Source organism: Streptomyces sp. NPDC057486 (assembly GCF_042802415.1).
GTDB lineage: Bacteria > Actinomycetota > Actinomycetes > Streptomycetales > Streptomycetaceae > Streptomyces > Streptomyces yanii.
This window is the reverse complement of record NZ_JBHVEE010000007.1, coordinates 39316-65644: the sequence shown is the minus strand read 5'-3', so window position 1 is coordinate 65644 and position 26329 is coordinate 39316. Positions and strand designations below refer to the sequence as shown.

Sequence of the window (26329 nt, the reverse complement as noted above, 5' to 3'; positions counted from 1 at the left end):
TGATCAGAGGGGTCGACGAGGTGACGGAGAGCTGCGGCGCCGACAAATGCACTCCGGCCGGGCACCCATGGGGTGACCGGCCGGTGAACAAGAACTAGATTTCGCCCCGGAGTTTGGCCAGGGCCTCGGCGAGAATGGCCTCGCCGTCCGCATCGCTGCGCCGCTCACGTACGTACGCAAGGTGCGTCTTGTACGGTTCGGTGCGCGGCGGGTCCGGCGGGTTGTCCCGGTCCTGACCGGCCGGGAAGCCGCAGCGCGGGCAGTCCCAAGTGTCCGGTGTCTGCGCGTCACTGGCGAAGCTCGGCTGCGTCTCGTGCCCGTTCGAGCACCAGAAGGAGATGCGGAGGCGCGGCGCGGACTCGCCCCGCTCGGCCTCCCCCATCGGCCCCGCTCCGACCCGGCTTCCCCGGATCGCGTTGCCACTTGCCACGGTCGTAACTCCCTGCGTGATGGTGCTCGAAGATGCCCCAGTCTACGTAAGGCCCAACGCGCGTCCAGTGAAAGGAGTTACACCCTCACCGGGAATCGCGGACGCCGGGTCAGTTGTCCAGCTTCATCAGCAGACCAAGCACAACAATGCATGCGAACCAAGCCAGACCGACCACCACGGTGATCCGGTCGAGGTTTCGCTCGGCGACCGAGGAGCCACCGACGGACGACTGCATACCGCCACCGAACATGTCGGAGAGGCCGCCGCCCTTTCCCTTGTGCATCAGCACCAGCAGCATCAGCAGCAGGCTGAAGACGATCAGGGCGATCGAGAACCCCATAACCACGGCTGGTCCCTACTTTCCGGAATTCCCTTGGACTGCTCTAACGGATCTGACGGACAACGGGGGCCGGGAGGACGCACCTCCTCGGCCCCCGCAAGGGTACGACGGATCGGCGCTACCGCATACTCACTGGTCGCGGAAGCGGACGATCTTGACGAATTCGTCCGCGTCGAGAGCGGCGCCACCGATCAGCGCACCGTCGATGTCGGGCTTTGCCATGATCTCGGCAACATTCCCGGACTTCACCGAGCCGCCGTACTGAATACGGACCGCGTCGGCCAGCTCCTGGGAGTACAACTCGGCGAGCCGGCCGCGGATGGCCCCGCAGACCTCCTGTGCGTCGTCGGCGCCGCAGACCTTACCGGTCCCGATGGCCCAGACCGGCTCGTACGCGATCACGATGGTCTCGGCCTGCTCGGCCGGGATGTCCTTGAGCGCCCCGTCCACCTGCGCGAGCGTGTGCGCGACGTGGCCGCCCTCCTCGCGGACCGACTCCTCCTCGCCGACGCACAGGATCGGGGTGAGGCCGTGCTTGTACGCGGCCTTGATCTTGGCGTTGACGATCTCGTCGGTCTCGTGGTGGTACTGGCGGCGCTCCGAGTGACCGATGGCCACAAAGGTGCACTTCAGCTTGGCGAGCATGGGACCGGAGATCTCACCGGTGTACGCGCCGGAGTCGTGCGCCGAGATGTCCTGGGCGCCGTACTTGATCTTCAGTTTGTCGCCGTCGACCAGCGTCTGCACCGAGCGCAGATCGGTGAAGGGCGGCAGGACGGCGACCTCGACGGCGTCGTAGTCCTTGTCGGCCAGGGCGAAGGCGAGCTTCTGGACGTGTGCGATGGCCTCGAGGTGGTTGAGGTTCATCTTCCAGTTGCCCGCCATCAGCGGGGTACGGGTGCTCATGAAAGGTCAGTCCTCCAGTGCGGCGAGGCCGGGAAGCGTCTTGCCCTCGAGGTATTCGAGGCTGGCGCCGCCACCGGTCGAGATGTGGCCGAATGCGTTCTCGTCGAAGCCCAGGATGCGGACGGCAGCGGCGGAGTCGCCACCGCCGACGACACTGAAGCCCGAGGAGTCGACGAGGGCCTGGGCGACGGCCCGGGTGCCCTCGGCGTAATCGGGGTGCTCGAAGACGCCCATCGGGCCGTTCCAGAAGACGGTGACGGCGTCGGCGAGCTTCGAGGCGTACAGCTTGTTGGTCTCGGGTCCGTTGTCCAGACCCATCACGCCGGCCGGGATGGCGTGCGCGGGCACGGTGCTGTGCTGGGTCGGCGCCTTGGTCTTGAGGTCCGGGAACTGCTCGGAGACCACGACGTCGACGGGGAGCACGAACTCCACGCCCTTCTCCTCGGCGCGCCTCAGGTACTCCAGCACCGCCGGGATCTGGTCCTCCTGCAGGAGGGAGCTGCCGACCTCGTGGCCCTGGGCCTTGAGGAAGGTGTACGCCATGCCACCGCCGATGAGGATGCGGTCGGCCCGCTCCAGGAGGTGGTCGATGACGCCGAGCTTGTCGGAGACCTTGGAGCCGCCGAGCACGACGGCGTAGGGACGCGCGACGTCCTCGGTGAGCTTCTTCAGGACGCCGACCTCGGTGGCGATCAGGTCGCCCGCGGCGTGCGGCAGCCGGGCCGGGAGGTCGAAGACCGAGGCGTGCTTGCGGTGGACCGCTCCGAAGCCGTCGCCCACGTACACATCGGCGAGTTCGGCGAGCCGGTCGGCGAACGCGCCGCGCTCGGCGTCGTCCTTCGACGTCTCGCCGGGGTTGAAGCGGAGGTTCTCGATGACGGCGACCCGGCCGTCGGTGAGGGCCGCGACCGTGGCGCGGGCGGACTCGCCGACCGTGTCGGTGGCGAAGGCGACGTCGGCGCCGATCAGCTCGCCGAGCCGGGCGGCGGCGGGGGCCAGGGAGAAGGCCGGGTCCGGGGCGCCCTTGGGGCGGCCCAGGTGCGAGGCGACGATGACCTTCGCACCGGCCGCGGCGAGCTTCTCCACGGTCGGCTGAACGGCGCGGATGCGGCCGTCGTCGGTGATGGTGGTGCCGCTCAGCGGCACGTTGAGGTCGGCGCGGACGAATACGCGCTTGCCGGTGACCCCTTCGGTGAGAAGTTCGTCGATCGTCTTCATCTTGCTGGACTCCTTGGAGGGCGGAAAAGCATGCAACGGGGCTCGAACGGCGCTGCGTTGCGCCGTCCGAGCCCCGTGCTCACATCGAGGTGCCTGCCGATTCGACGGTCAGAGCTGGCTGCCGACGAACACGGTCAGGTCGACGAGGCGGTTGGAGTAGCCCCACTCGTTGTCGTACCAGCCGATGACCTTGACCTGCGTACCCTCTGCCATGGTCAGCAGGGAGTCGAAGGTGCAGGACGCCGGGTCCGAGACGATGTCCGAGGACACGATCGGGTCCTGGGTGTAGACGAGCTTGCCCTTGAGGGGGCCCTCGGCGGCCTTCTGGAAGGCGGCGTTGACCTCGTCGCGAGTGACCTCGCGCTCCAGCGTGATGACCAGGTCGGTGACCGAGCCGGTCGGGACCGGAACGCGCATCGCGATGCCGTCGAGCTTGCCCTTGAGCTGAGGGAGCACCAGAGCGGTGGCCTTGGCGGCACCGGTCGTGGTCGGGATGATGTTCTCCGCGGCGGCGCGGGCGCGACGCAGGTCGGAGTGCGGGAAGTCCAGGATGCGCTGGTCGTTCGTGTACGCGTGAACCGTCGTCATGAGGCCCTTGACGATGCCGAAGTTCTCGTCCAGAACCTTGGCCATCGGCGCAACACAGTTGGTGGTGCAGGAGGCGTTGGAGATGACGTGGTGCTTGGCCGCGTCGTACTTGTCCTCGTTGACGCCCATCACGATGGTGATGTCCTCGTCCTTGGCCGGAGCCGAGATGAGGACCTTCTTGGCACCACCGGCGATGTGCTTCTCGGCGTCGGCCTTCTTCGTGAAGATGCCGGTCGACTCGATGACGACGTCGACGCCCAGCTCGCCCCAGGGGATGTCGGCCGGGTTGCGCTCGGAGAGCACCTTGATGGTGTGGCCGTCGACGGTGATGCTGTCGGCGGTGTGGCTGACCTCGGCCTTCAGACGACCCAGAATGGTGTCGTACTTCAGAAGGTGGGCCGTGGTCGCAGTGTCACCCAGGTCGTTGACAGCCACGATCTCGATGTCCGCACCCTGCTCCAGCAGCGCGCGGAAGTAGTTACGACCGATGCGGCCAAAGCCGTTGATGCCTACGCGGATCGTCACGAACCGATCTCCTCGTTAGGTACGCCGGTTTTCGACGCCGGCGAGTTGTATAGGGATGTCCCCGACCGCCTCCGACCCTACCTCTCCAAGGGCCCGTGAGTGACATCGAGCGGCGTCGGAAGCGCCGCGGAGGCCCGTACTCCCCGGTATGAGTACGGGCCTCCGGATACTCAGCTGCACACGCAACCATGATTACTGTCCGTCAACACCTGTGCGTATGCAGCGTGTTCCGATTTCGGCCGAATTTCGCCGCCGTTTCCGCTCAGCCCACCAGGCCGTCGGCGAGCTCCTCACTCAGGGTGGATTCCGTCCCCGGGATACCGAGGTCCTGGGCCCGCTTGTCGGCCATGGCCAGGAGCCGGCGGATCCGGCCGGCCACCGCGTCCTTCGTCAGCGGCGGGTCGGCGAGCGCGCCCAGTTCCTCCAGGGAGGCCTGCTTGTGCTCCATGCGCAGCCGTCCGGCCGCCGCGAGATGCTCGGGCACCTCTTCGCCCAGGATCTCCAGAGCACGCCCCACGCGGGCACCCGCCGCCACCGCGGCCCGCGCGGAGCGGCGCAGATTGGCGTCGTCGAAGTTGGCCAGCCGGTTGGCGGTGGCGCGGACCTCGCGGCGCATCCGCCGCTCCTCCCAGGCCAGCACCGACTCATGGGCGCCGAGCCGGGTGAGCAGGGCACCGATCGCGTCGCCGTCGCGGACGACGACCCGGTCGACGCCGCGCACCTCGCGTGCCTTCGCCGCGATGGAGAGCCTGCGGGCCGCGCCGACCAGCGCGAGCGCCGCCTCCGGGCCCGGACAGGTCACCTCCAGCGAGGAGGAGCGGCCCGGCTCGGTGAGCGAGCCGTGGGCCAGGAAGGCCCCGCGCCAGGCGGCCTCGGCATCACAGGTGGCCCCCGAGACCACCTGCGGCGGCAGACCCCGGATCGGACGGCCGCGGCCGTCCACCAGACCCGTCTGGCGGGCCAGCTGGTCGCCGCCCGCCACCACCCGTACGACATAGCGGGAGCCGCGCCGCAGACCGCCGGGGGCCATCACGATCAGCTCCGAGCTGTGCCCGAAGATCTCGAGAATGTCCCGCTTCAGCCGGCGCGCCGCCATTGCGGTGTCCAGCTCCGCCTCGATCACAATCCGGCCACTCACCAGGTGCAGCCCGCCCGCGAACCGAAGAATCGCCGAAACCTCTGCCTTCCTGCAGCAGGTCCGGGTCACGGGAAGCCGAGAGATTTCGTCCTTCACCGCCGGCGTCATCGCCATGGGCCGATCCTTCCATGCATCCGAAAAATACGGTCGTACGCGGCGGCCAACAGCTCCGGATCATGGATCGGAACGCCGTCGGGTGAGGCCACCGGCGCCAGCTCGACCGCGGCACCGAGCCGCTTGGCGGCATCGGCGAGGGACTCGCGATCGGGCACGGCGGCTTCGTCGGCCAGCACCACGTCCAGGGCGAGTTTAGGGGCGTGTCGTCCCAAAACCTCCAAATGACGCTGCGGAGAGAAGCCATCAGTTTCACCGGGTTGCGGTGCGAGGTTGAGCGAGAGGACCTTGCGGGCCTTCGTCACGACGAGTGCGTCGAGCAGTTCCGGTACGAGCAGATGCGGGATCACGGAGGAGAACCACGATCCCGGGCCGAGCACCACCCAGTCCGCGTCCAGGACCGCTTCGACCGCCTCCGGGACGGCCGGCGGGTCGTTCGGGACGAGGTGCACGGACTGCACCTCGCCGGGGGTGAGCGCCACCGTCGCCTGGCCGCGCACCGTGTCCACCTGGTCCGGACGGGCCGGGTCGTGGCCCCGTACGAGCGCCTGGAGCTCCAGCGGCACGGCGGACATGGGCAGCACCCGGCCGTGCGCGCCGAGGAGCTTGCCGACCAGGTCCAGGGCCTGCACATGGTCGCCGAGCTGCTCCCACAGGGCGACGATCAGCAGATTGCCGACCGCGTGCTCATGCAGATCGCCCTTGGACTGGAAGCGGTGCTGGATGACCTGGGCCCAGGTCTGGCCCCAGTCGTCGTCGCCGCAGAGCGCGGCGAGCGCCTTCCGGAGGTCGCCGGGCGGCAGGACGCCGAGCTCCTCGCGGAGCCGGCCGCTGGAGCCGCCGTCGTCGGCGACGGTGACCACGGCGGTGAGATCGCCGGTGATCCGGCGCAGCGCCGCGAGCGACGCGGACAGACCCATTCCGCCGCCGAGGGCGACGACCTTGGGATGCGGGGCGCCGCGCTTACGGGCGGAGAGCGCGGAGGTGGCTCTGCGCAGCCGCCGCAGGCGCAGATTACGGCTGGTCACTCGCGCCCCATGTCCCGGTGGACGAGGACGGTCTCGATCCCTTCGGTGGCGAGCCGCGCGGCGAGCTTCTCCGACATCGCGACGGAGCGGTGCTTGCCCCCCGTGCAGCCGACGGCGATCGTCACATAGCGCTTGCCCTCGCGGCGGTAGCCCGCGGCGACGAGCTGCAGCAGCTCGGTGTACTGGTTGAGGAACTCCTTGGCGCCCGGCTGGTCGAAGACGTACGCCGACACCTCCTCGTTGAGCCCGGTGAACGGGCGCAGCTCCGGGACCCAGTGCGGGTTGGGCAGGAAGCGGCAGTCCACCACCAGGTCGGCGTCGACCGGCAGGCCGTACTTGAAACCGAACGACATCACCGTGGCCCGCAGCTCCGGCTCCTCGTCGCCGGCGAACTGGGCGTCCATCTTGGCGCGCAGCTCGTGCACGTTGAGGCTGGAGGTGTCGATCACCAGGTCGGCGTCACCGCGCAGCTCGCGCAGCAGGTCGCGCTCCGCCGCGATGCCGTCGACGATGCGGCCGTCACCCTGGAGGGGGTGCGGGCGGCGGACCGATTCGAAGCGGCGGACCAGCGCGTCGTCGGACGACTCCAGGAAGACGATCCGCCGGGTGACGTGCTTGGCCTCGAGGTCGGCGAGGGATTCCCGGAGGTTGTCGAAGAAGCGGCGGCCGCGCACGTCGACGACGACGGCGATCCGGGCCACATTGCCCTGCGACCGGGCACCCAGCTCCACCATGGTGGGGATCAGCGCGGGCGGCAGGTTGTCGACGACGAACCAGCCGAGGTCCTCCAGACATTTGGCGGCGGTGGACCGCCCGGCACCCGACATACCGGAGATGATCACCAGCTCGGGGATGGCCGCACCGGCGTCGCCCGTCTCGATCGTGGTGCCCGTACTCACGTGTCCTGCTCCGTCTGCTCGGTCTGTGCGATCGTGCTCGTGCTCGTGCTCGTGCTGCTGGTTGTGCTCTTGTTCCTGCTCGTGCTCAGTCATGTTGCGCTGCCCCCGTCGTCCTCTTCAATGATCTCTCCTGTCGCCGTGTTCACGGCGGGCGCGGCCGGGGTGGTCGAGGCGAGGGCGACAGCCACTGATTCCGCCGTCCTGCGGCCTATTCCCGGAACCTCGCAGATCTCGTCGATTGTCGCCTGCTTCAGCTTCTTCACGGAGCCGAAATGCTTGATCAACGCCTGCTTCCTGGTCTCGCCGAGTCCGGCGACCGCGTCGAGAGGGCTGGAGCGGATGCGCTTGGCCCGCTTGGCGCGCTGGTAGGTGATGGCGAAACGGTGGGCCTCGTCGCGGACGCGCTGCAGGAGGTAGAGGCCCTCGCTGGAGCGGGGCAGGACCACGGGGTCGTCGTCCTCGGGCAGCCAGACCTCTTCGAGACGCTTGGCGAGGCCGCAGACGGCGATGTCGTCGATCCCCAGCTCGTCGAGGGCCCGCATGGCCGCGGCGACCTGCGGCTGGCCGCCGTCGACCACCACGAGCTGCGGCGGGTAGGCGAACCTCTTGGGACGGCCGTCGTCCTCGCGGGACCCGACCTCGAAGGGGTCGGCATCGGAGGCTTCCGGGGCCGGGACGGCTCCGGTGGGGGCAGGGGTCTCCTCCCACTCCCCCGTCCGCTCCTTCTCCTGCAGATACCGCTTGAAGCGGCGGCCGATCACCTCGTGCATCGAGCGGACGTCGTCCTGGCCCTCGAAGCCCTTGATCTGGAAGCGGCGGTACTCGCTCTTGCGGGCCAGACCGTCCTCGAAGACGACCATGGAGGCGACCACGTCGTCGCCCTGGAGATGGGAGATGTCGAAGCACTCGATGCGCAGCGGAGCCGAATCGAGGCCGAGCGCCTCGGCGATCTCCTCCAGGGCGCGGGAGCGGGTCGTCAGATCGGAGGCGCGCTTGGTCTTGTGCAGCCCCAGGGCCTGCTGGGCGTTGCGCTGGACCGTCACCATCAGGTCCTTCTTGTCGCCGCGCTGCGGGATGCGCAGGCTGACCTGGGAGCCCCGGCGGTCGGCGAGCCACTGGGAGACCGCTTCCGGGTCCTCCGGAAGGGCCGGGACGAGGACCTCCTTGGGGACGGAGTCGCCCGTCTCCTCCCCGTACAGCTGCTGCAGGGCGTGCTCGACGAGGTCCGAGGTGTCGACCGCCTCGACCTTGTCGGTGACCCAGCCGCGCTGGCCGCGCACCCGGCCGCCGCGGACGTGGAAGATCTGCACGGCGGCCTCGAGCTCGTCCTCGGCGAGCGCGATCAGGTCGGCGTCGGTGGCGTCGGCGAGGACGACGGCGCTCTTCTCCATGGCCCGCTTGAGGGCCTCCACGTCGTCGCGGAGCCGGGCCGCCCGCTCGTACTCCATCTCCTCGGCCGCCGCCATCATGTCCTTCTCCAGGCGGCGGATGTACGTGCCCGTGCGGCCGGCCATGAAGTCGCAGAAATCGTCCGCCAGTTCGCGGTGTTCCTCGGGGGTGACCCGGCCGACGCAGGGCGCCGAGCACTTGCCGATGTAGCCGAGGAGACAGGGGCGGCCGGTCCGCGCGGCGTTCTTGAACACACCGGCGGAGCACGTACGTACGGGAAAGACCCGGAGCATCAGGTCGACGGTCTCGCGGATCGCCCAGGCGTGCCCGTACGGACCGAAGTAGCGCACACCCTTCTTCTTGGCGCCGCGCATGACCTGCACGCGCGGGAACTCCTCGTTGAGCGTGACCGCGAGGTACGGATAGCTCTTGTCGTCCCGGTACTTGACGTTGAACCGGGGGTCGTACTCCTTGATCCAGGAGTACTCCAGCTGGAGCGCCTCGACCTCGGTGGCGACGACGGTCCACTCGACGGAGGCGGCCGTGGTGACCATCGTGCGCGTACGCGGGTGGAGATTGGCCAGGTCCTGGAAGTAGTTGGCCAGGCGCTGGCGCAGGCTCTTCGCCTTCCCGACGTAGATCACCCGGCGGTGCTCGTCACGGAATCTGTAGACCCCCGGGGAGTCGGGGATCTGTCCCGGCTTGGGGCGGTAGCTGGAGGGGTCTGCCATGCCTCCCACCCTACTTGCGGGCAGTGACAGTGCGGTGACGTCCGGGGGATGCCGGCCGCCGCGCAGCCGCCCGCCCTGCCGGAGCGGGCACAGCCGGAGCCGAGGAGCCTGTTCCCGGTCATCCTCCTGCGCCCGGGGCGGTGGGCGTCCGATGTCGGGCCACGGGCGCCGACCACCCGGGCCGCGTCCTGGTCCCGCGGGAGCATGCGCCCACTTTTCCGGACATACCGGGCGCCGATCCGCGGCTCGCGGAAGAAGACCGTGCCCCCGGGGAGCTTGCGGGCCCTCTCGGTGGCGTACCGCGTCCCGTCGTCGCCGCCGGCGATGTTCACCACCTGCCGGGCGCCGGCCGTCCCCGCCCCGGGGGCGGCCCAAAGGGACGCCTTCCGGCCGTCCGAGGAGACCGCCGTGCAGGCCAGTGCCCCTCCCGGGCGAAGGACCGGGGCAGGGGCGTCCAGGGTCGGTGTCGGCGTCGTGAGCGGCCGCCGGGGCGGGGCGACGACGGTGGACAGGGCGGGGCGGGGCGGGGCGGGGCGGGGCAATCGGAACGTCCGGACGCTGCCGAGGGAGCGTCAACCGTTGTCGGGGACGGATCAACACGCTTCAATGCGGGGGAACATCCCGGTGTGAGCGGTGAGGCGGATGCGTGAACGGTCCGCCCCCGGCGACCTGCCGCCCCGCTCCCACCGGCGCGGTCCCGCCGCCCGTATCGTGAACGTTCACCGGAGGCGCGTCATGCAGCACACCGAGGTCGAACCGGCGCAGGTGCTGCACACCGACCCGTTCCGTCTGGCGCCGCGCACCGCTCCGTCGGTCCGCGGACTCCCCCTCCAGCGGGTGCAGCACCATCGCGCACACAACGGGGTGAAGGTCGGTGTGACCAGCCTCAGTTACCGGCAGCAGGGCGCCCGGCGCCCGCAGCGCGCCGAGTCCCTGCGGGCGGTGGAAGCACTGGAGGAAGTGCTGCGGCTGCCGGGCGACTCACTGCTGCGGCTCCTGCGGGTCGGGGACGCCCCCACGGACGCCGCGCGCCCGGCGGCGCGATCGCATCGCTGACCGATGAAGGCGGCCGGGGCGGAGGAGCGGCTGCTCGACGCGCTGGGCGCGCCTGCCGGCGGGCGCATCGACCGGGACCGGGAGTGACCCGGCCCGGGGCGTCGGGGGTCAGGCGTCAGGACCGGCGATCAGCTTTCCGCCCTCGACCTTGACCGGGACGGAGGGCAGCGGCACGGTGGCCGGACCCTGCACCGCCTCGCCGGTGGTCGTGTCGAAGCGGCTGCCGTGGCAGGGGCAGTTCCCCTCGTTGTCCTCGACCTTGTCCAGCAGGCAGCCCGCGTGGGTGCACTGGGCGCTGAACGCCTTGAACTCGCCCTTGGCCGGGCAGCTGACGACGACCCGCTGCTCGCGGTAGAGCTTGGACCCGCCGACCGGCACCTCGTCCGGGGAGCCGAGCTCGACGGGGGCGGTGGGGGTCGGCGTCTGGGCGTGCCCGAGCTTCGATTCGGTCGAACAGGCGGCCACTCCCAGCCCGGCGACACCGGCGAGAGCGGCACCCTTCAGCACGGTGCGGCGGGCGGTGGGCTGGCCGGACATGCGGACTCCACGGGGTGAGAGGGGTGGGACGAAGAGGGGGCGTCGGGGGAGACGCCGGGTGCATCAGGGGTACCGGAAGGCACTCGGGGCACCACCGGCATCAGTGACAGAACCGACGATACCGGCGGAGACGGGCGGCCCTGCGGCCGGGCCGGTCCTGGACGGTCATGCCTGATCAGGACCGGTCGCGGCCACGCCTGAGCAGCCATGACCGGCCCGCAGCGGCCGACGCGGGCCGGGTCGGCGGCGGGCCCGGCCACCCGCTCCTTGCGGCAGCAGGACGGTGGCGGACCATCGCCGGTCACTGCCACCCACGCCCGGCCGTCACCCGCCGGCAGCCGAGCGTGGCCGGACTCGACCGGTCGGGGCCGCCCACGAGGTGACGGTTCCCCGCCCGGCGGCCGGGAGCCGTCACCTCGACGCGCGGCGCGTCAGGCCTTGCGTGCGCGGGTCGTCTTCTTCGCCGCAGCCGTCTTGGCCGACTTGGTCGCCGCGCTCCCGCCGATATCCGTCTTGGCCGTCGCCGTCCTCCGCGCAGGGGACGACTTCGCGGCCACGGCCTTCTTCGCGGCCGTCCTCCGCACGGGCTTCCGCGCCGCGGGCACCGCCGCCTCGCTCACCCGGTCCGCGTCCAGGATGCCCTGGAGGAACTTGCCCGTGTGGCTCGCCGGGACCGTCGCGACCAGCTCCGGCGTACCCTCGGCGACCACCATGCCCCCGCCGTTGCCACCCTCGGGCCCCATGTCGATGACCCAGTCCGCGGTCTTGATGACATCGAGGTTGTGCTCGATGACGATCACCGAGTTGCCCTTGTCGACCAGTCCGGACAGCACCTTGATGAGCTTGCTGATGTCCTCGAAGTGCAGTCCGGTGGTCGGCTCGTCCAGGACGTAGACCGTGCGGCCGGTGGAGCGCTTCTGCAGCTCACTCGCGAGCTTCACGCGCTGCGCCTCACCGCCGGAGAGCGTCGGCGCGGACTGGCCGAGCCTGACGTATCCGAGGCCCACCTCGTGAAGCGTACGGAGATGGCGGGCGATCGTCGGGACGGCCTCGAAGAACTCCAGGCCCTCCTCGATCGGCATGTCCAGCACCTCGGCGATCGACTTGCCCTTGTAGTGGACCTCCAGCGTCTCCCGGTTGTACCGCGCCCCGTGGCAGACCTCGCACGGGACGTACACGTCCGGCAGGAAGTTCATCTCGATCTTGATCGTGCCGTCGCCGGAGCAGTTCTCGCAGCGGCCGCCCTTGACGTTGAAGGAGAAGCGGCCCGGCAGATAGCCGCGCACCTTCGCCTCCATCGTCTCGGCGAACAGCTTGCGGACATGGTCGAAGACGCCGGTGTACGTCGCCGGGTTGGACCGGGGTGTACGGCCGATCGGCGACTGGTCGACATGCACCACCTTGTCGACCAGGTCGTCGCCGTCGACCCGGGTGTGCCGCCCGGGGACCGACTTGGCGCCGTTCAGCTCGCGCGCCAGGTGGGTGTAGAGGATGTCGTTGACCAGCGTCGACTTCCCCGACCCCGAGACTCCGGTGACGGCCGTGAGCACCCCGAGCGGGAAGGAGACGTCGATGTCCTGGAGGTTGTTCTCCCGGGCTCCGTGCACCGTGAGCCTGCGCGCCGGGTCGACCGGGCGCCGGATGTCGGGCATCGCGATGGCCTTCTTGCCGACCAGATACTGGCCGGTGATCGACTCGTCGTTGCCGAGCAGCTCCTTGAGCGAGCCGGAGTGGACCACCTTGCCACCGTGCTCACCGGCGCCGGGGCCGATGTCGACGACCCAGTCGGCGACCTTGATGGTGTCCTCGTCGTGCTCGACGACGATGAGCGTGTTGCCCATGTCGCGGAGCCGGACCAGCGTCTCGATCAGCCGGTGGTTGTCGCGCTGGTGCAGGCCGATGGACGGCTCGTCCAGCACGTACAGCACGCCTACGAGTCCGGAGCCGATCTGGGTGGCGAGCCGGATGCGTTGCGCCTCGCCGCCGGACAGAGTGCCCGCCGCGCGGTTCAGCGAGAGGTAGTCGAGGCCGACGTCGACGAGGAACTTCAGCCGCTCGTTGACCTCCTTGAGCACCCGCTCGGCGATCTTCTTGTCGCGGGCGTTGAGCTTCATCCGGCCGAGGAATTCGGCGCACTCGCTGATGGACATCGCGGCGACCTGGGCGATGGACTTCTCCATCACCGTGACCGCGAGGACGATCGGCTTCAGCCTGGTGCCCTCACAGGTCGGGCAGGGCACCTCGCGCATGTAGCCCTCGAAGCGCTCCCTGCTGGAGTCGCTCTCGGCGTCGGAGTGCCGCCGCTTGACGAACTGCACCGCGCCCTCGAAGGCGGGGGTGGTGTACGCGCGCTCGCGCCCGTACCGGTTGCGGTAGCGGACCTCGGTCTGGATCTTGTGGCCGAAGAGCAGGGCCTTCTTGGCCCGCTGCGGCAGCCCGGCCCACGGGATGTCCGTACGGAATCCGAGGGCTGCGGCGAGCGCGTCGATCTGCCGCCCGAAGTACTCCTTGGTGTGGCCGTGCGACCAGGGGTGGATCGCGCCCTCGTCGAGGGACTTCTCCTCGTCGGGGACGATCAGCTCCGGGTCGACCTCCATCCGCGTACCGATGCCCGTGCAGTCGGGACAGGCGCCGAAGGGGGAGTTGAAGGAGAAGGAGCGCGGCTCCAGCTCTTCGAAGGACAGGTCGTCGTACGGGCAGTAGAGGTGCTCGGAATACATCCGCTCACGCTCGGGGTCGTCCTCCGGAAGGTCGACGAAGTCGAGCACGACCATGCCGCCGGAGAGCCCGAGCGCGGTCTCGACCGAGTCGGTCAGCCGGCGCTTGGCGCTGTCCTTCACCGTGAGGCGGTCGATGACCACCTCGATGGTGTGCTTCTCCTGCTTCTTCAGCGTGGGCGGCTCGGCGAGGTGGATGGTCTCGCCGTCGACCCGGGCCCTGCTGTAGCCCTTGGTCTGCAGATCGGCGAAGAGGTCGACGAACTCGCCCTTGCGCTCGCGCACCAGCGGCGACAGCACCTGGAAGCGGCTGCCCTCGGGCAGGCCGAGCACCTTGTCGACGATGGCCTGCGGCGACTGCCGGGAGATGGGGCGGGAGCACTCGGGGCAGTGCGGCTTGCCGATCCGGGCGAAGAGCAGCCGGAGGTAGTCGTACACCTCGGTGATCGTGCCGACCGTCGAGCGCGGGTTGCGCGAGGTCGACTTCTGATCGATGGAGACGGCGGGCGACAGGCCCTCGATGAAATCGACGTCCGGCTTGTCCATCTGGCCGAGGAACTGCCGGGCGTACGAGGAGAGGGACTCCACGTACCGGCGCTGGCCCTCGGCGAAGATCGTGTCGAACGCGAGAGACGACTTGCCCGACCCGGAAAGCCCGGTGAAGACGATGAGGGAGTCGCGGGGAAGGTCGAGCGAGACGTTCTTGAGGTTGTGCTCGCGAGCGCCACGGACGATGAGACGGTCGGTCACGCCGGTCCGCACCTTTCTAGAGAGAAATGGGGGAACTGAGCCCCTGTCCCAGGGTATGGGGGGCGCCACAGCGGTGTACGAAGCTTTTCGACTCCGAGCGTATAGCACGCGCATTCGATTTACGGACGGTCAATGACTCCTTCACCCGAACGAGTGCCGAGGCTAGGCTCAGCCGCATGATTGATCACGCGCACGACCTGGCAGCCCTACGTGAAGCGACGGATCGACTCCTCAGCGCGACGGTGAAACTGGACGAAGTCGCCGCTGCCGAACCGTCACGGCTGCCCGGCTGGAGCCGGGGCCATGTCCTTGCACACCTTTCCCGTAACGCCGACGCGCTCGTAAATGTTCTCCAGGGCCGTCCCATGTACGCAGACAGCGAAACCCGCGATCGGGACATCGAGCGCGACGCACACCGGCCGCTCACCGAGCAGCTGGCCGACCTGCGCGAGAGCGCGGCCCGCTTCCTGGCCGCCGCCGCCGAGCCGGCCGACTGGTCCCGCACCGTCACGATGCGCAACGGCGTGACCGACTCCGCCTCCCGGGTCCCCTTCCGCCGCTGGGTCGAGGTCGAACTTCACCATGTCGACCTGGGGATCGGCTACGAGCTCGAGGACCTTCCGGACGAATTCGTGGCCCGTGAGATCGACTTCCTCGCGGAGCGGTTCGACCGTCACCCGGAGGTCGCGTCCACGGGTCTGGCCGCCGACGACGGCCGGTTCTGGACCACGGGTGGCGGCGCCGAGGGCCCGGCCGTCGCGGTCCGCGGCCCGGCGCCGGAGCTGCTCGGCTGGCTCGCCGGACGCCGCGACGGCTCGGCGCTGGAGGTCGACGGCGGCCCTCTTCCCGTACTGCCGCCGCTATAGGCTGAGACGTATGACGTACAGCGGAACGGTCAAGGTCGGCGGACCTGCGGATGTACACGAGTTGACGGACCTGATGATCTCCAAGGTCGCCGTCGGCCCGATGAACAACAACGCCTATCTGCTGCGCTGCCGGGCCACCGGCGAGCAGCTCCTGATCGACGCGGCCGCCGAGGCCCCCACCCTGCTGCGGCTGATCGGTGACGACTCCATCGCGTCCGTCGTCACCACCCATCAGCACGGCGACCACTGGCAGGCGCTGGGCGAGGTGGTGGCGGCCACCGGTGCGCGCACCTATGCGGGGCGGTACGACGCCGAGGGCATCCCGGTCCCGACCGATGTGCTGGTCGACGACGACGACACGATCCGGGTGGGGCAGGTCACCCTGACCGCGCGCCATCTGGTCGGTCACACCCCGGGCTCCATCGCGCTGGCCTACGACGACCCGCACGGCGCCCCGCATCTGTTCACCGGGGACTGCCTCTTCCCCGGCGGGGTCGGCAATACCCGCAAGGACCCCGAAGCGTTCGCGAGCCTGCTCCACGACGTGGAGACCAAGCTCTTCGACGTGCTGCCCGACGAGACCTGGGTCTATCCGGGCCACGGCCACGACACGACGCTCGGCGACGAGCGTCCGCAGCTGCCCGAGTGGCGCGCACGCGGCTGGTGACACGAGAGTGCGGGTGAGCGGTTGCACCGCCCACCCGCACCGCCGCATCAGGCCTCGATGCGGGAACTCTCCTCCGCCTCACGGTCGGCCTCGGCCGCGGCCTGCTTCTTGTTGGCGATGAGGCTGGTGATCGTGGTGATCACCAGCACGCCGCAGATGACGCCGAGCGAGACCGGGATCGAGATCTCGGGGACATGCACCCCGGACTCGTGCAGGGCGTGCAGCACCAGCTTGACGCCGATGAAGCCGAGGATGACCGAGAGCCCGTAGCTGAGGTGGACCAGCTTCTTCAGCAGACCGCCGATGAGGAAGTACAGCTGCCGCAGCCCCATCAGGGCGAAGGCGTTGGCGGTGAAGACGATGTACGGGTCCTGGGTCAGCCCGAAGATCGCGGGGATGGAGTCCAGCGCGAACAGCACATCGGTGGTGCCAATGGCGAGCATGACGACCATCAGCGGGGTCAGGACGCGCTTGCCGTTGTTCCTGATGAAGAGCTTGGTGCCGTGGTACCTGTCGGCGACACCGAAGCGGCGTTCGATCGACTTGAGGAGGCGGTTCTCCTCGAAATCGTCCTCCTCCTCGTCGGCCCGCGCCTCCTGGATGAGCTTCCAGGCGGTGTAGATCAGGAACGCGCCGAAGATGTAGAAGACCCACGAGAAGTTGGCGATGACCGCGGCGCCCGCGGCGATGAAGATCGCTCGCAGAACCAGCGCGATCAGCACGCCGACCAGCAGCACGCGCTGCTGGAGATGGGACGGCACCGAGAACTTCGCCATGATCAGGACGAAGACGAAGAGGTTGTCCACACTGAGCGACTTCTCGGTGATGAAGCCGGCGAAGAACTCACCCGATGCCTGGCTCTCGCCGAACACGAGCAGGCCGAGCCCGAAGAGCACGGCCAGCGCGATCCAGATGATCGTCCAGATTCCGGCTTCCTTGGTCGTCACGTCATGAGGCTTGCGCCCGATGAAGAAGTCGACGGCGATAAGGGCTGACAGACCAAAAATGGTCAGCGCCCAGAGGGTCCATGAAACGTCCACTGCGCCTCCGGCAGTTCGCTACGGCTACTGATCAGCGTCGTCGCTGCCGGAGGTCTCTTCCACCCCGGCGCACGGGATGCGCGCCACGGCCGACGCCCCGGGACCGGTCACAGTCCGTACTGACGGGCGCGTCGCGTATGGGAGTACTCCCCTCCGTTCGAAGAACAGTACAGGGAACACCAAGAAAAGGTAAAGGCCAGCAAAAAGATCTTTCAAAAGTGCAGGTCAGGAATGGTCCGATGGGTCAAGGCCGCCCGCCGCGACGGGCGGCTGCCACCTGGGCGAGCACGTTCTGCAGCACCCGGCTGCCGGGCGGAGTCCTCAGCGGCTCGTACGTCCAGGCGTGGCCGACCCAGGGATCGGCCAAGTGATCGTCGGCGACCGGGGTGATCCGCAGCAGGGAGCGCCAGAGCGGGTCGAGCACCGGCCCGTACGCGCTCGCGTCCTCCCGGTCCGCAACCATCAGCAGGTGGACGCCGACCGAGGGGCCCTCGTCCGCGAGGTAGCGCAGCTGGGTGACGGCCCGGTCGTCGAAGCCGTGCGGGAAGTCGTTGACGATCAACAACTGCTCGGCGGTGTCCAGGTCCGGCGGGAGCGCGTCGGAGGCGCCGGCCCGGATCGCCATCTGCACGAGGTCGACGCGCCGGGTGAGGTGGGCGAGGACCGAGGCCACTCCCTGGGCGCCGGCGCCGGGGGGCGCGGCAAGCACCCCGGAGTCGACCAGGGGCGCGAGCGCCGCCGCGGCCGAGCCCGCGGGGTCGATGACATGGACGGTGAACTCGTCCGCCGGGTAGACGGCGAGCAGCCGGGCCGCGTGCGCGACTGCGTTCTCCATGGCGAGGCGGCGGAGCTGGTCCGGACCGGTCAGGGACGCCGCCTCGGAGGCTGTACGCCCGCTGTCGACCCAGATTCCGCGCTCCAGCGGCAGCCGTACGAGCAGCGGGATGCGCAGGTCGGTTCTCTCGGGCAGATGGAGGTCGCCGATCCGCAGGGCCATGGGGATCTCCATGGGGACGCGGTAGGCGTGCCAGACGGGGTTGTCCCAGCCCGCGTACGCGGCGGGGAGTGCGGGTTCGACGACCGCGGACTCGGCGGCGAGCTGGGCGAGATCGCGGTCGAGCGCCTCGCGGGCCCGGTCGGTCAGCTGGTCGCGCTTGGCGCGGGCCTCCTCGCGGGCCCGGTCGCCCGCTCCTCCGATCCGGTTGCGCGGGTCGGACAGGGCCCGGTCGAGCTCCTGGTCCATGCGGGACTCGGCGAAGTCGACGGCGCTGCGGTAGGCGGCGGTGGTGCGGGCCAGATCCTCGAACATGCCCCAGACCTGGTTGTAGAGACGCTCCTCCATGGACCAGCCGGTCGCGTCCCCGGCGACGGGCTGGGCGGGCCGGCCCGGTTCGGCGGGCGGTGCGGTGGGCGGGGGCGGCGGGGGCGCCGTGGACTGGCGGCGCGGGTGTGCGTAGTTGATGGGGCCACTCGTGGCGGGGCCCGGGGTGGGCCCCGCGGTGGGGACCGCGTCGCCTGCCGGTCGGGGTTGTGCGGGGCCGGGCAATGGTGTGGCTGCCGGGGCCGGGTCGCCCATCGGTGCGGCGGGAGGTGTCGCGGGCGGCTGCTGGCCGGAGGCCGTGCCGGCGTGGCGGACCCGGTCGCCTTCCGGGGTGCGGGGAGGGGGCGGCGCCACCGAGCGGGCCAAGCCCCGGGCGACCGCCTCATGGACCGACCGGGCCAGCTCCTGCGCACCGGAAACCCCCTGGTCGGCGAGCATCGCGGCGAGACCGCCCGCATAGCCCTGGCCGACCGCGCGGACCTTCCAGGCACCCTGGCGGCGGTAGAGCTCCAGGGCGGCGACCGCGGACTCGCTGTCGAGACCGGTGAGGGTGAAGGTGGCGATCTCGGTGCCTTCGAGACCCGTGACAGCGACGAAGGGAGCGGCGACCGCACCGAACCTGACCGGGCCGCCGACGCCCATGGGCAGCGCCAGCAGCACGGTGACGCGGTGCACCGAGGCGGGCAGGGCGTCGAGGTCCACGGCGAGCCGGTGCGCGGCGGCGGCCTGCTTGGACACTTCGAGTCCGGGCAGCTGGGGCGAGCCCGGGTGGGCGATCCACTCGATGCCGTGCACCGTGCCCTGCTCGTCGCCGAGCGTGGCACCGGCCACGACGGGCGTACCGGCCGATACCCGGATCTCCAGACGGGTCTGGGGCAAGGTGTGGTTCTGCCCCCGGACCAGCTCGGCCGTCATTGCCCTGTCCCCTCGACGAGTTGATGCTGCGCGGTGCGCTGTCTGTCGGCGTGATGCCGTGGTGCGGCGCCATGCGGGGCAGCTCCCGGCGGCCGTTGCCTCCGGGAGCTGCCCCTACCGATACGGACCCGAGGGGTCCGGCTGTTCCTACAGGTGCGGCAGGATCGCCGGCATCAGGTCCTGGAAGGTGCGGCCGTTGGCCGGGTTGCCGAGAGCGGTCATCTGCCACCCGGCGCCCACGCGGTGCACCTTGGCCATGATCTGGGCGGTGTACTGGCCGCCGCCGTCCAGCGTGTAGCGGGCGAGCTCCTGGCCGTTGGTCTCGTCGACGATGCGGCAGAACGCGTTCTGCACCTCCTGGAACGTCTGGCCGGTGAAGGAGTTCACCGTGAAGACGATCTGGTCGATGTGAACCGGCACCCGCTGCAGGTCGACGAGGATCGCCTCGTCGTCGCCACCGGAACCGGCGCCTCCGACCAGGTTGTCGCCGGTGTGCTTCACCGAGCCGTCGTCGCTGACGAGGTGACGGAAGAAGACCACGTCGACCGGCTGCTTGTCGGCGAACAGCACCGCCGAGGCGTCCAGGTCGATCTCCCGTGTGCGCGAGCCGAACAGACCGCGGCGGGGCGCCGCCTGCCAGCCGAGCCCCATCCGTACCGCGGTCAGGGTCCCCCCGTCGCTCTTCTGCAGGCTGATGGCCTGGCCCTTGGTCATGTTGACCGTCACGCGCTGTCCCCTCTCCGCTGCCCCGCACCGGTCCGTGCGGATGCCCAGCACCCTACGCAGTCACGCCGAAGGCTCAGCAGCCTCGGAGCATTTTTGTGTCGGTCTTGCAACACACCGGCTGCGGTGGGTCAGGCGAGGCCCGCCTCCCGCATCTGGCGCAACTCCTTCTTCAACTCGCCCACCTCGTCGCGCAGTCGGGCGGCCACTTCGAACTGCAGGTCCGCGGCGGCTGCCCGCATCCGGTCGGTCATCTCCTCGATGATCCCGGCGAGTTCGGTGGCGGGCCGGTCCGTGACCACCGCGTCGGCCTTCTTGGCCCCGGCCGCCTTGCCCGCCTTGCCCGCCTTGCCCGCCTTGCCTGCCTTGCCCGCCTTGCCACTGAGCGCGGGAACGGGGGCCTTGACGGCCTTCCCCTGGCGGTAGCCGGTGCCGAGCAGCTCCTCGGTGTCGATCTCCTCGCGGGCGATCGTCGCCACGATGTCGTTGATCTTCTTGCGCAGCGGCTGCGGATCGATCCCGCGCTCGGTGTTGTACGCGATCTGCTTCTCCCGGCGCCGGTTGGTCTCCTCGATGGCCTTCTCCATCGCCGGGGTGATCTTGTCCGCGTACATATGGACCTGGCCGGACACATTGCGGGCCGCGCGACCGATGGTCTGGATGAGGGACGTCCCGGAGCGCAGGAAGCCCTCCTTGTCGGCGTCGAGGATGGCCACCAGGGATACCTCGGGCAGGTCGAGGCCCTCGCGGAGGAGGTTGATGCCGACCAGGACGTCGTACTCCCCGGCGCGCAGTTCGCGCAGCAGCTCGATGCGGCGGAGGGTGTCGACGTCGCTGTGGAGATAACGGACCTGGATGCCCAGCTCCAGGAAGTAGTCCGTGAGATCCTCGGACATCTTCTTGGTGAGGGTGGTGACCAGGACCCGCTCGTCCTTCTCCGTGCGCCTGCGGATCTCGTGCACCAGGTCGTCGATCTGGCCCTCGGTGGGCTTGACGACGACCTCCGGGTCGACGAGGCCGGTGGGGCGGATGATCTGCTCCACGAACCCGTCGCCGCGGGACAGCTCGTACTTGCCCGGGGTGGCGGAGAGATAGACGGTCTGGCCGATCCGCTCCGTGAACTCCTCCCACCTCAGGGGGCGGTTGTCGAGGGCGGACGGCAGCCGGAAGCCGTGGTCGACGAGGCTGCGCTTGCGGGAGGCGTCGCCCTCGTACATCGCCCCGATCTGCGGCACGGTGACATGCGACTCGTCGATGACGAGCAGGAAGTCCTCGGGGAAGTAGTCGAGGAGGGTGTTGGGGGCGGTGCCGGGCTCGCGGCCGTCCATGTGCATCGAGTAGTTCTCGATGCCGGAGCAGGTGCCGATCTGACGCATCATCTCGATGTCGTACGTGGTGCGCATCCGCAGCCGCTGGGCCTCCAGCAGCTTGCCCTGCTTCTCCAGCTCGTCGAGGCGCTCCTGCAGCTCCCGCTCGATGCCGTTGACCGCCTTCTCCATGCGCTCCGGGCCCGCCACGTAATGGCTGGCGGGGAAGACGTAGAGCTCGCGGTCCTCGCTGATCACCTCGCCGGTGAGCGGATGGAGGGTGGAGAGCGCCTCGATCTCGTCGCCGAACATCTCGATGCGGACGGCGAGCTCCTCGTAGACCGGGAAGATCTCGATGGTGTCGCCGCGCACCCGGAAGGTGCCACGGGTGAACGCGACGTCGTTGCGCGTGTACTGGATCTCTACGAAGCGGCGCAGCAGCTGGTCGCGGTCGATCTCCTCCCCCACCGTGAGCGGGACCATGCGGTCCACGTACTCCTGCGGCGTACCGAGGCCGTAGATGCAGGAGACCGAGGCGACCACGACGACGTCGCGGCGGGTGAGCAGCGAGTTCGTCGCGGAGTGGCGCAGTCGTTCGACCTCGTCGTTGATCGACGAGTCCTTCTCGATGTAGGTGTCCGACTGCGGGATGTACGCCTCGGGCTGGTAGTAGTCGTAGTACGAGACGAAGTACTCGACGGCGTTGTTGGGGAGCAGCTCGCGGAACTCGTTCGCCAGCTGGGCGGCGAGGGTCTTGTTCGGCGCCATCACCAGGGTGGGGCGCTGCAGCTTCTCGATCATCCAGGCGGTGGTCGCCGACTTACCGGTGCCGGTCGCGCCGAGCAGCACGACATCCTTCTCACCTGCCCGGATACGCCGCTCCAGCTCGGCGATGGCAGTGGGCTGGTCACCGCTGGGCTGGTAGGGACTGACGACCTCGAAAGGCGCCACCGAACGTTCGATCTTCGAAACGGGCCGCATGGAACCACGGTACGACCCCCCACTGACAACCGGGCCCGATCACCGGTCCCGGGGCCGCGGAGAGTCCCGGTGCCGCGACTGGAACGACGCCGGGTCGGCGTGGGTACCGAAGCGCGGGACCTGGCGCTGGGCGGGGATGCCGGGGGGCCGACCGGCGCCGACTCCGTTCCGGGGGTCGTCCCACTCCGGGGAGCCCAGCACCACCAGGGGATCGAACATGACGACCACCGCGGCGAGCAGGAGGAAGCAGGCCGGGCCGATCATCAGCGGGATCAGGGCCGAGGTCGGCCCGCTGTCGGTCACGGACTCCGCGACGGCCGCGGGGTGCAGATGGACACTGAGCGCGGCCATGCCCGTGTAGTGCATCCCGCTCACGGCCACGCCCATCACCACGCTGGCGCCGAGGCTCGGCAGGAAGCCGTGGATGGAGACCGCCGACCACAGTGCGGTCGTGGAGGCGACGACGGCGATGACGACGGAGAGCGAAACGGTGAGCGTGTCGTACTCGAGCTGTCCCTCGAGGCGCATGCCGGCCATGCCGAGATAGTGCATGGTGGCCACGCCGAGTCCGGTGATGGTGCCGCCGGTGACCAGGGCCATGGGGGTGGCGCCCCGATAGCCGACGATGAAGATGCCGATACCGACCATGACGATCGCGATGGCCAGGCTGGCGAACGTGATCGGGGTGTCGTAGCCGATCGACGTCTCGTCGACGCTGAAGCCCATCATCGCGATGAAGTGCATCGTCCAAATGCCGGAGCCGATGGAAGTGGCCCCGAGGGCGAGCCAGCCGGCCTTGAAGGAACGCTCGGTGCGCAGCGACCGCGTCGTGCAGCGCAGCCCGAGGGCCGCGCCGAGGCACGCCATGAGGAACGCCGCGATGGGCGTCACCACTCCATAGCTGAAACCGTCGATTGTGCCCTGCATGCTCGTACGCCCTTCGAGAAGCCCGGGTTCGGGGTGACCCTAAGGCGCAAGTCCCGGCAGACAAACAGAAGAGCTGCATTTTATCGACCCGGAAACCGGCCCGTGACCCCGTCCTGCCTGCCGCGTTCACGTGATGGCCATCCTTCGCCCGCCCCTGGTCGGGAGACGGCTGTCGCACTCGGCCCGTCCGTCGCTCTGCCGCAAGGAGTACACGTGCACACACGCACCGCAACCGTCTCCCTCGCCGCCGCCGCCCTGCTGGGCGTCGGCGCGCTGCTGCTTCCCACCCCCCGCCCACCGGCCACGGACACCGGCTCGGCCACGGGAACGGAGACGGTGACCGGCATCCGGACGGTCGGCGCGCAGGCCGGCGGGAGGTCCGACGCCGCCCCGGTCGTCTTCGCCCACCGGGGCGCCTCGGCGTACGCGCCGGAGAACACCCTGGCCGCCGTCGACAGGGCCGATCGTCTCGGCTTCGACTGGGTGGAGAACGATGTCCAGCTCACCAGGGACGGTGTGCCGGTCGTCATCCACGACACCGATCTGAAGCGGACCACCGACGTCGAGGACGTCTTCCCCGATCGTGCGCCTTGGGCGGTCAAGGACTTCACGTCCGCGGAGATCGCCCGGCTGGACGCGGGCAGCTGGTTCGGTGTGCGGTACACGGGGACCCGGGTCCCCACGCTCAGGCAGTACCTGGACCGGATCGGGCGCAACCGGCAGAAGCTGCTGCTGGAGATCAAGAGCCCGAAACTCTATCCGGGCATCGAGAAGAAGACCCTGCGGGTGCTGCGCCGGGCCGGATGGCTCGACCGCGATCATGTCAGGAGCCGACTCGTGATCCAGAGCTTCGACGCGGGCAGTCTGAAGAAGGTCCATCGGCAGCGTCCGGACATCACCACCGGCTTCCTCGGCACCCCCGCGATCGCCGATCTGACGTCGTACGCGGCGTTCACCGACCAGATCAACCCGTCGTACACGTCGATCGGCGCCGACTACGTCGCCGCCGTGCACGCGCTGGACGGCGCACACGGCAAGAAGCTGAGGGTCAACACCTGGACGGTCAACGATGCGGCGACCGCCGTGAAGGTGGACCTCCTCGGCGTGGACGGGATCATCACCAACACCCCCGACGTGGTGCGCAAGGCCACCGGCTGACGGCCGGAGGGAGCATCCCGCCCCCGTTGTCAGTGGCCGGTCGTACGGTGGATTCCATGAACAACAACGGGGGCGCCGACGGAGGCGATGCCGACGGCAGGGTCGAGTGGGCTGTCGTCGGGAGTGACATCGGGCCGCTGCTGCTCGCCGCGACCGACGCGGGGCTGGTGAGCGTGGTCTTCCACGCTGGACCCGCCGTGCGGGACAGGGCGGTCGGGCTGTTGCGCACCCGTCTCGGGACGGAGCCGGTGGAGGTGCCCGGTGCCGGGCGCCTCGCCGAGCCGATACGCCAGCTCGTGGAGTACTTCGCCGGTTCGTTGCGGGAGTTCTCGCTCGACCTGGACTGGTCGCTGACCTCGGGCTTCAACCGCCAGGTGCTCCGCGAGCTGGCGACGGGCGTGCCGTACGGAACGGTCGTCGGGTACGGGGATCTCGCCGCGCGGGTCGGGCAGCCGGGGGCCGCGCAGGCGGTCGGGGCGGCCATGGGGTCCAACCCGCTGCCCGTGGTGGTGCCCTGCCACCGGGTGGTGGAGAGCGACGGCGGACTCGGCGGGTTCGGCGGCGGGCTGGAGACCAAGCGGCAGCTGCTGGCGCTGGAAGGAGTTCTGCCGCAGCCGCTGTTCTGAGCCCGCGTAACCCCGATCGACACCCGGAACCCATTTTCGTACCCACGTGCGAGCTGGCACACTCCGTCAGTGACCAACACCCTCGATGCACCTGACTCCCCCGGCGAACCAGGCGGGCCCACCGGGGCGGCACCCGTCACGGCGGCGGAGCTGCCCGCTCTTCGGCGCAGGACGTCCGCAGTGCTGATCGTCTCTCAGATCCTCGGCGGCCTCGGTGTGCCGATCGGTATCGCCCTGGCCCCCGTGCTGGCAACACAGGTGAGCGGATCCGAGGCGCTGTCGGGTCTCGCGCCGACCGCGTCGGTGACCGGCACGGCGCTGCTGTCGTTGCCGCTGGCCGCACTGATGACCTCGCGGGGCCGACGTCCCGGCCTCGTTCTCGCGTACCTGATCGGTGCGCTGGGCGCGGGGATGGTGGTCGTGGCCGCCGTCGTGGGCAGTTTCCCGTTGCTGCTGCTCGGCATGGCCGGGTTCGGTGCCGGTTCGTCGGCCAATCTGCAGGCGCGGTTCGCCGCCGCCGACCTGGCCGAGCCGGACCGTCGCGGCCGGGCGATCTCCACCGTCATCTGGGCCACCACGATCGGTTCGGTCCTCGGCCCCAACATTGCGGCTCCGGCGGGCCGGGTCTTCCGGTCCACCTCCATACCCGAGACGGCCGGACCGTTCCTCTGGGCTGCCGGGATCTTCCTGCTCGCCGCGGTGGTGGTCGCGGTGCTGCTGCGGCCCGATCCGCTGCTCACCGCGCGTGCGCTGGCCCCGCAGGACAGCCGCTCCGCGGGCGGCCGTTCGCTGCGGGCGGGCATCGCGGCGGTGCGGGCCTCGCCGATGGCCCGGCTGGCGCTGGTGACGGTGGCCGGATCGCACACCGCGATGGTGTCGATCATGGTGATGACCCCGGTCGATCTGGGCCACCACGGCGCGGACCTGCAGCTGATCGGCCTGGTCATCAGCGGCCACATCGCGGGCATGTACGCGTTCTCACCGGTGATGGGCTGGCTCTCCGACCGCTTCGGACGGCTCGCCGTGATCGGTCTGGCCGTCGGGCTGCTGTCCTGCGCAGCGCTGCTGGCCGGCACGGCCGGTCCCAGTCATGGCCGGACGGCCGTCGGCCTGTTCGCACTCGGGCTCGGCTGGTCGGCGGGTCTGGTGGCCGGTTCGGCACTCCTCACCGACTCCGTGCCGCAGCCCGCCCGCGCCGCCGTGCAGGGTCTGTCGGACCTGACCATGAACACGGCTGCGGGCATCGGCGGCGCGGTCGCCGGGGTGATCGTCTCCCAGGCGGGTTACGGCTGGCTGAACGCGGCCGGCGCCTGTCTGTTGCTTCCGATGGCGGTGCTGGCGCTCCGCCGGGCGCTGTCCCGGCCCGTCACCACCTGACGGGGCCGCGGGACCTGGCAGCGGCACCGGACCGCGGGCGCCCGCCTGGCGGGCG

21 protein-coding genes and 1 pseudogene are annotated in these 26329 nt (G+C 69.8%); 6 read left to right on the top strand and 16 right to left on the bottom strand.

Features of this window, described 5'->3' with window-relative positions; all coding sequences use genetic code 11:
* Window positions 1-94: 94 nt before the first annotated feature.
* The 9 genes from ACFU6I_RS05795 to uvrC all read right to left on the bottom strand — a co-directional run bounded on the left by ACFU6I_RS05795 (window position 95) and on the right by uvrC (window position 9306).
* A complete protein-coding gene (locus ACFU6I_RS05795) occupies window positions 95-430 on the bottom strand; it encodes an RNA polymerase-binding protein RbpA (protein WP_078839979.1) in 336 nt (111 codons plus the stop codon).
* 109 nt (window positions 431-539) lie between these two features.
* A complete protein-coding gene (secG, locus tag ACFU6I_RS05790) occupies window positions 540-776 on the bottom strand; it encodes a preprotein translocase subunit SecG (protein WP_345514735.1) in 237 nt (78 codons plus the stop codon).
* Between the two features lie 123 nt (window positions 777-899).
* Window positions 900-1676, bottom strand: a complete 777-nt coding sequence (tpiA, locus tag ACFU6I_RS05785; RefSeq protein ID WP_345514734.1) for a triose-phosphate isomerase — start codon at window positions 1674-1676, stop codon at window positions 900-902.
* Between the two features lie 6 nt (window positions 1677-1682).
* Window positions 1683-2894 (bottom strand): phosphoglycerate kinase, encoded by a 1212-nt coding sequence (locus ACFU6I_RS05780; RefSeq protein WP_384362031.1) that lies wholly within the window; start codon window positions 2892-2894, stop codon window positions 1683-1685.
* Between the two features lie 108 nt (window positions 2895-3002).
* Entirely contained in the window at window positions 3003-4007 is a 1005-nt protein-coding gene (gene gap, locus ACFU6I_RS05775) for a type I glyceraldehyde-3-phosphate dehydrogenase (protein ID WP_384362028.1), read from the bottom strand.
* 262 nt (window positions 4008-4269) lie between these two features.
* The gene (gene whiA, locus ACFU6I_RS05770; protein WP_030919772.1) at window positions 4270-5259 is read right to left on the bottom strand and encodes a DNA-binding protein WhiA; all 990 of its coding nucleotides are present in this window, start codon (window positions 5257-5259) and stop codon (window positions 4270-4272) included.
* Complete coding sequence (yvcK, locus tag ACFU6I_RS05765; protein ID WP_345514731.1) at window positions 5250-6287, bottom strand: uridine diphosphate-N-acetylglucosamine-binding protein YvcK; 1038 nt, start codon at window positions 6285-6287, stop codon at window positions 5250-5252. Before yvcK ends, whiA begins: the two co-directional genes overlap by 10 nt.
* Window positions 6284-7279: an RNase adapter RapZ gene (gene rapZ, locus ACFU6I_RS05760; protein WP_384362025.1), complete on the bottom strand. Its 996-nt coding sequence runs from the start codon at window positions 7277-7279 to the stop codon at window positions 6284-6286. The genes yvcK and rapZ overlap by 4 nt, the downstream gene beginning before the upstream one ends.
* Window positions 7276-9306 carry an excinuclease ABC subunit UvrC gene (gene uvrC / locus ACFU6I_RS05755; protein ID WP_384362021.1) on the bottom strand — a complete coding sequence of 677 codons (2031 nt, stop codon included), beginning with the start codon at window positions 9304-9306 and terminating at the stop codon, window positions 7276-7278. Before uvrC ends, rapZ begins: the two co-directional genes overlap by 4 nt.
* A gap of 735 nt (window positions 9307-10041) precedes the next feature.
* On the opposite strand from uvrC, the pseudogene ACFU6I_RS05750 reads away from it, so the two are divergent.
* Window positions 10042-10425, top strand: a pseudogene (locus tag ACFU6I_RS05750) (hypothetical protein); the annotation flags it as partial.
* A gap of 45 nt (window positions 10426-10470) precedes the next feature.
* On the opposite strand, the gene ACFU6I_RS05745 reads toward ACFU6I_RS05750, so the two are convergent.
* Both ACFU6I_RS05745 and uvrA read right to left on the bottom strand, forming a co-directional pair.
* Window positions 10471-10899 (bottom strand): Rieske (2Fe-2S) protein, encoded by a 429-nt coding sequence (locus ACFU6I_RS05745; protein WP_345514728.1) that lies wholly within the window; start codon window positions 10897-10899, stop codon window positions 10471-10473.
* Window positions 10900-11330: 431 nt separating this feature from the next.
* Entirely contained in the window at window positions 11331-14366 is a 3036-nt protein-coding gene (gene uvrA, locus ACFU6I_RS05740) for an excinuclease ABC subunit UvrA (RefSeq protein WP_384362018.1), read from the bottom strand.
* 176 nt (window positions 14367-14542) lie between these two features.
* Here uvrA and ACFU6I_RS05735 point away from each other — a divergent pair, with 176 nt between their 5' ends.
* Both ACFU6I_RS05735 and ACFU6I_RS05730 read left to right on the top strand, forming a co-directional pair.
* A complete protein-coding gene (locus tag ACFU6I_RS05735) occupies window positions 14543-15232 on the top strand; it encodes a maleylpyruvate isomerase family mycothiol-dependent enzyme (RefSeq protein ID WP_384362015.1) in 690 nt (229 codons plus the stop codon).
* A gap of 10 nt (window positions 15233-15242) precedes the next feature.
* A complete protein-coding gene (locus ACFU6I_RS05730) occupies window positions 15243-15899 on the top strand; it encodes an MBL fold metallo-hydrolase (protein ID WP_384362012.1) in 657 nt (218 codons plus the stop codon).
* Window positions 15900-15946: 47 nt separating this feature from the next.
* Here ACFU6I_RS05730 and ACFU6I_RS05725 read toward each other — a convergent pair whose 3' ends face one another.
* The 5 genes from ACFU6I_RS05725 to ACFU6I_RS05705 form a co-directional block, all read right to left on the bottom strand.
* Window positions 15947-16939: a TerC family protein gene (locus tag ACFU6I_RS05725; RefSeq protein ID WP_384362009.1), complete on the bottom strand. Its 993-nt coding sequence runs from the start codon at window positions 16937-16939 to the stop codon at window positions 15947-15949.
* Window positions 16940-17183: 244 nt separating this feature from the next.
* A complete protein-coding gene (locus tag ACFU6I_RS05720; RefSeq protein WP_384362007.1) occupies window positions 17184-19175 on the bottom strand; it encodes a TerD family protein in 1992 nt (663 codons plus the stop codon).
* 147 nt (window positions 19176-19322) lie between these two features.
* Window positions 19323-19901, bottom strand: a complete 579-nt coding sequence (locus tag ACFU6I_RS05715) for a TerD family protein (RefSeq protein WP_030919738.1) — start codon at window positions 19899-19901, stop codon at window positions 19323-19325.
* 128 nt (window positions 19902-20029) lie between these two features.
* Window positions 20030-22186 carry an excinuclease ABC subunit UvrB gene (gene uvrB, locus ACFU6I_RS05710; protein ID WP_384362004.1) on the bottom strand — a complete coding sequence of 719 codons (2157 nt, stop codon included), beginning with the start codon at window positions 22184-22186 and terminating at the stop codon, window positions 20030-20032.
* A 39-nt stretch (window positions 22187-22225) separates the two neighbouring features.
* On the bottom strand, window positions 22226-23113 hold the full coding sequence (locus ACFU6I_RS05705) for an MHYT domain-containing protein (RefSeq protein ID WP_384362002.1): 888 nt from the start codon (window positions 23111-23113) through the stop codon (window positions 22226-22228).
* 213 nt (window positions 23114-23326) lie between these two features.
* Between ACFU6I_RS05705 and ACFU6I_RS05700 the strand changes: the two genes are divergently transcribed.
* From ACFU6I_RS05700 to ACFU6I_RS05690, 3 genes are all read left to right on the top strand, one after another.
* A complete protein-coding gene (locus tag ACFU6I_RS05700) occupies window positions 23327-24271 on the top strand; it encodes a glycerophosphodiester phosphodiesterase (protein WP_384362000.1) in 945 nt (314 codons plus the stop codon).
* Between the two features lie 56 nt (window positions 24272-24327).
* Window positions 24328-24897: a methylated-DNA--[protein]-cysteine S-methyltransferase gene (locus ACFU6I_RS05695; RefSeq protein WP_384361998.1), complete on the top strand. Its 570-nt coding sequence runs from the start codon at window positions 24328-24330 to the stop codon at window positions 24895-24897.
* Window positions 24898-24966: 69 nt separating this feature from the next.
* Window positions 24967-26274, top strand: a complete 1308-nt coding sequence (locus tag ACFU6I_RS05690; protein WP_384361995.1) for an MFS transporter — start codon at window positions 24967-24969, stop codon at window positions 26272-26274.
* Window positions 26275-26329: the final 55 nt, after the last annotated feature.

Excerpts from the sequence above, each read along its gene's own strand:
- tpiA (WP_345514734.1), bottom strand. The coding sequence starts at position 1,676 with ATGAGCACCCGTACCCCGCTGATGGCGGGCAACTGGAAGATGAACCTC.
- ACFU6I_RS05780 (WP_384362031.1), bottom strand. The coding sequence starts at position 2,894 with ATGAAGACGATCGACGAACTTCTCACCGAAGGGGTCACCGGCAAGCGC.
- whiA (WP_030919772.1), bottom strand. The coding sequence starts at position 5,259 with ATGGCGATGACGCCGGCGGTGAAGGACGAAATCTCTCGGCTTCCCGTG.
- rapZ (WP_384362025.1), bottom strand. The coding sequence starts at position 7,279 with ATGACTGAGCACGAGCAGGAACAAGAGCACAACCAGCAGCACGAGCAC.
- uvrC (WP_384362021.1), bottom strand. The coding sequence starts at position 9,306 with ATGGCAGACCCCTCCAGCTACCGCCCCAAGCCGGGACAGATCCCCGAC.
- ACFU6I_RS05745 (WP_345514728.1), bottom strand. The coding sequence starts at position 10,899 with ATGTCCGGCCAGCCCACCGCCCGCCGCACCGTGCTGAAGGGTGCCGCT.
- ACFU6I_RS05735 (WP_384362015.1), top strand. The coding sequence starts at position 14,543 with ATGATTGATCACGCGCACGACCTGGCAGCCCTACGTGAAGCGACGGAT.
- ACFU6I_RS05730 (WP_384362012.1), top strand. The coding sequence starts at position 15,243 with ATGACGTACAGCGGAACGGTCAAGGTCGGCGGACCTGCGGATGTACAC.
- ACFU6I_RS05720 (WP_384362007.1), bottom strand. The coding sequence starts at position 19,175 with ATGACGGCCGAGCTGGTCCGGGGGCAGAACCACACCTTGCCCCAGACC.
- uvrB (WP_384362004.1), bottom strand. The coding sequence starts at position 22,186 with ATGCGGCCCGTTTCGAAGATCGAACGTTCGGTGGCGCCTTTCGAGGTC.
- ACFU6I_RS05705 (WP_384362002.1), bottom strand. The coding sequence starts at position 23,113 with ATGCAGGGCACAATCGACGGTTTCAGCTATGGAGTGGTGACGCCCATC.
- ACFU6I_RS05695 (WP_384361998.1), top strand. The coding sequence starts at position 24,328 with ATGAACAACAACGGGGGCGCCGACGGAGGCGATGCCGACGGCAGGGTC.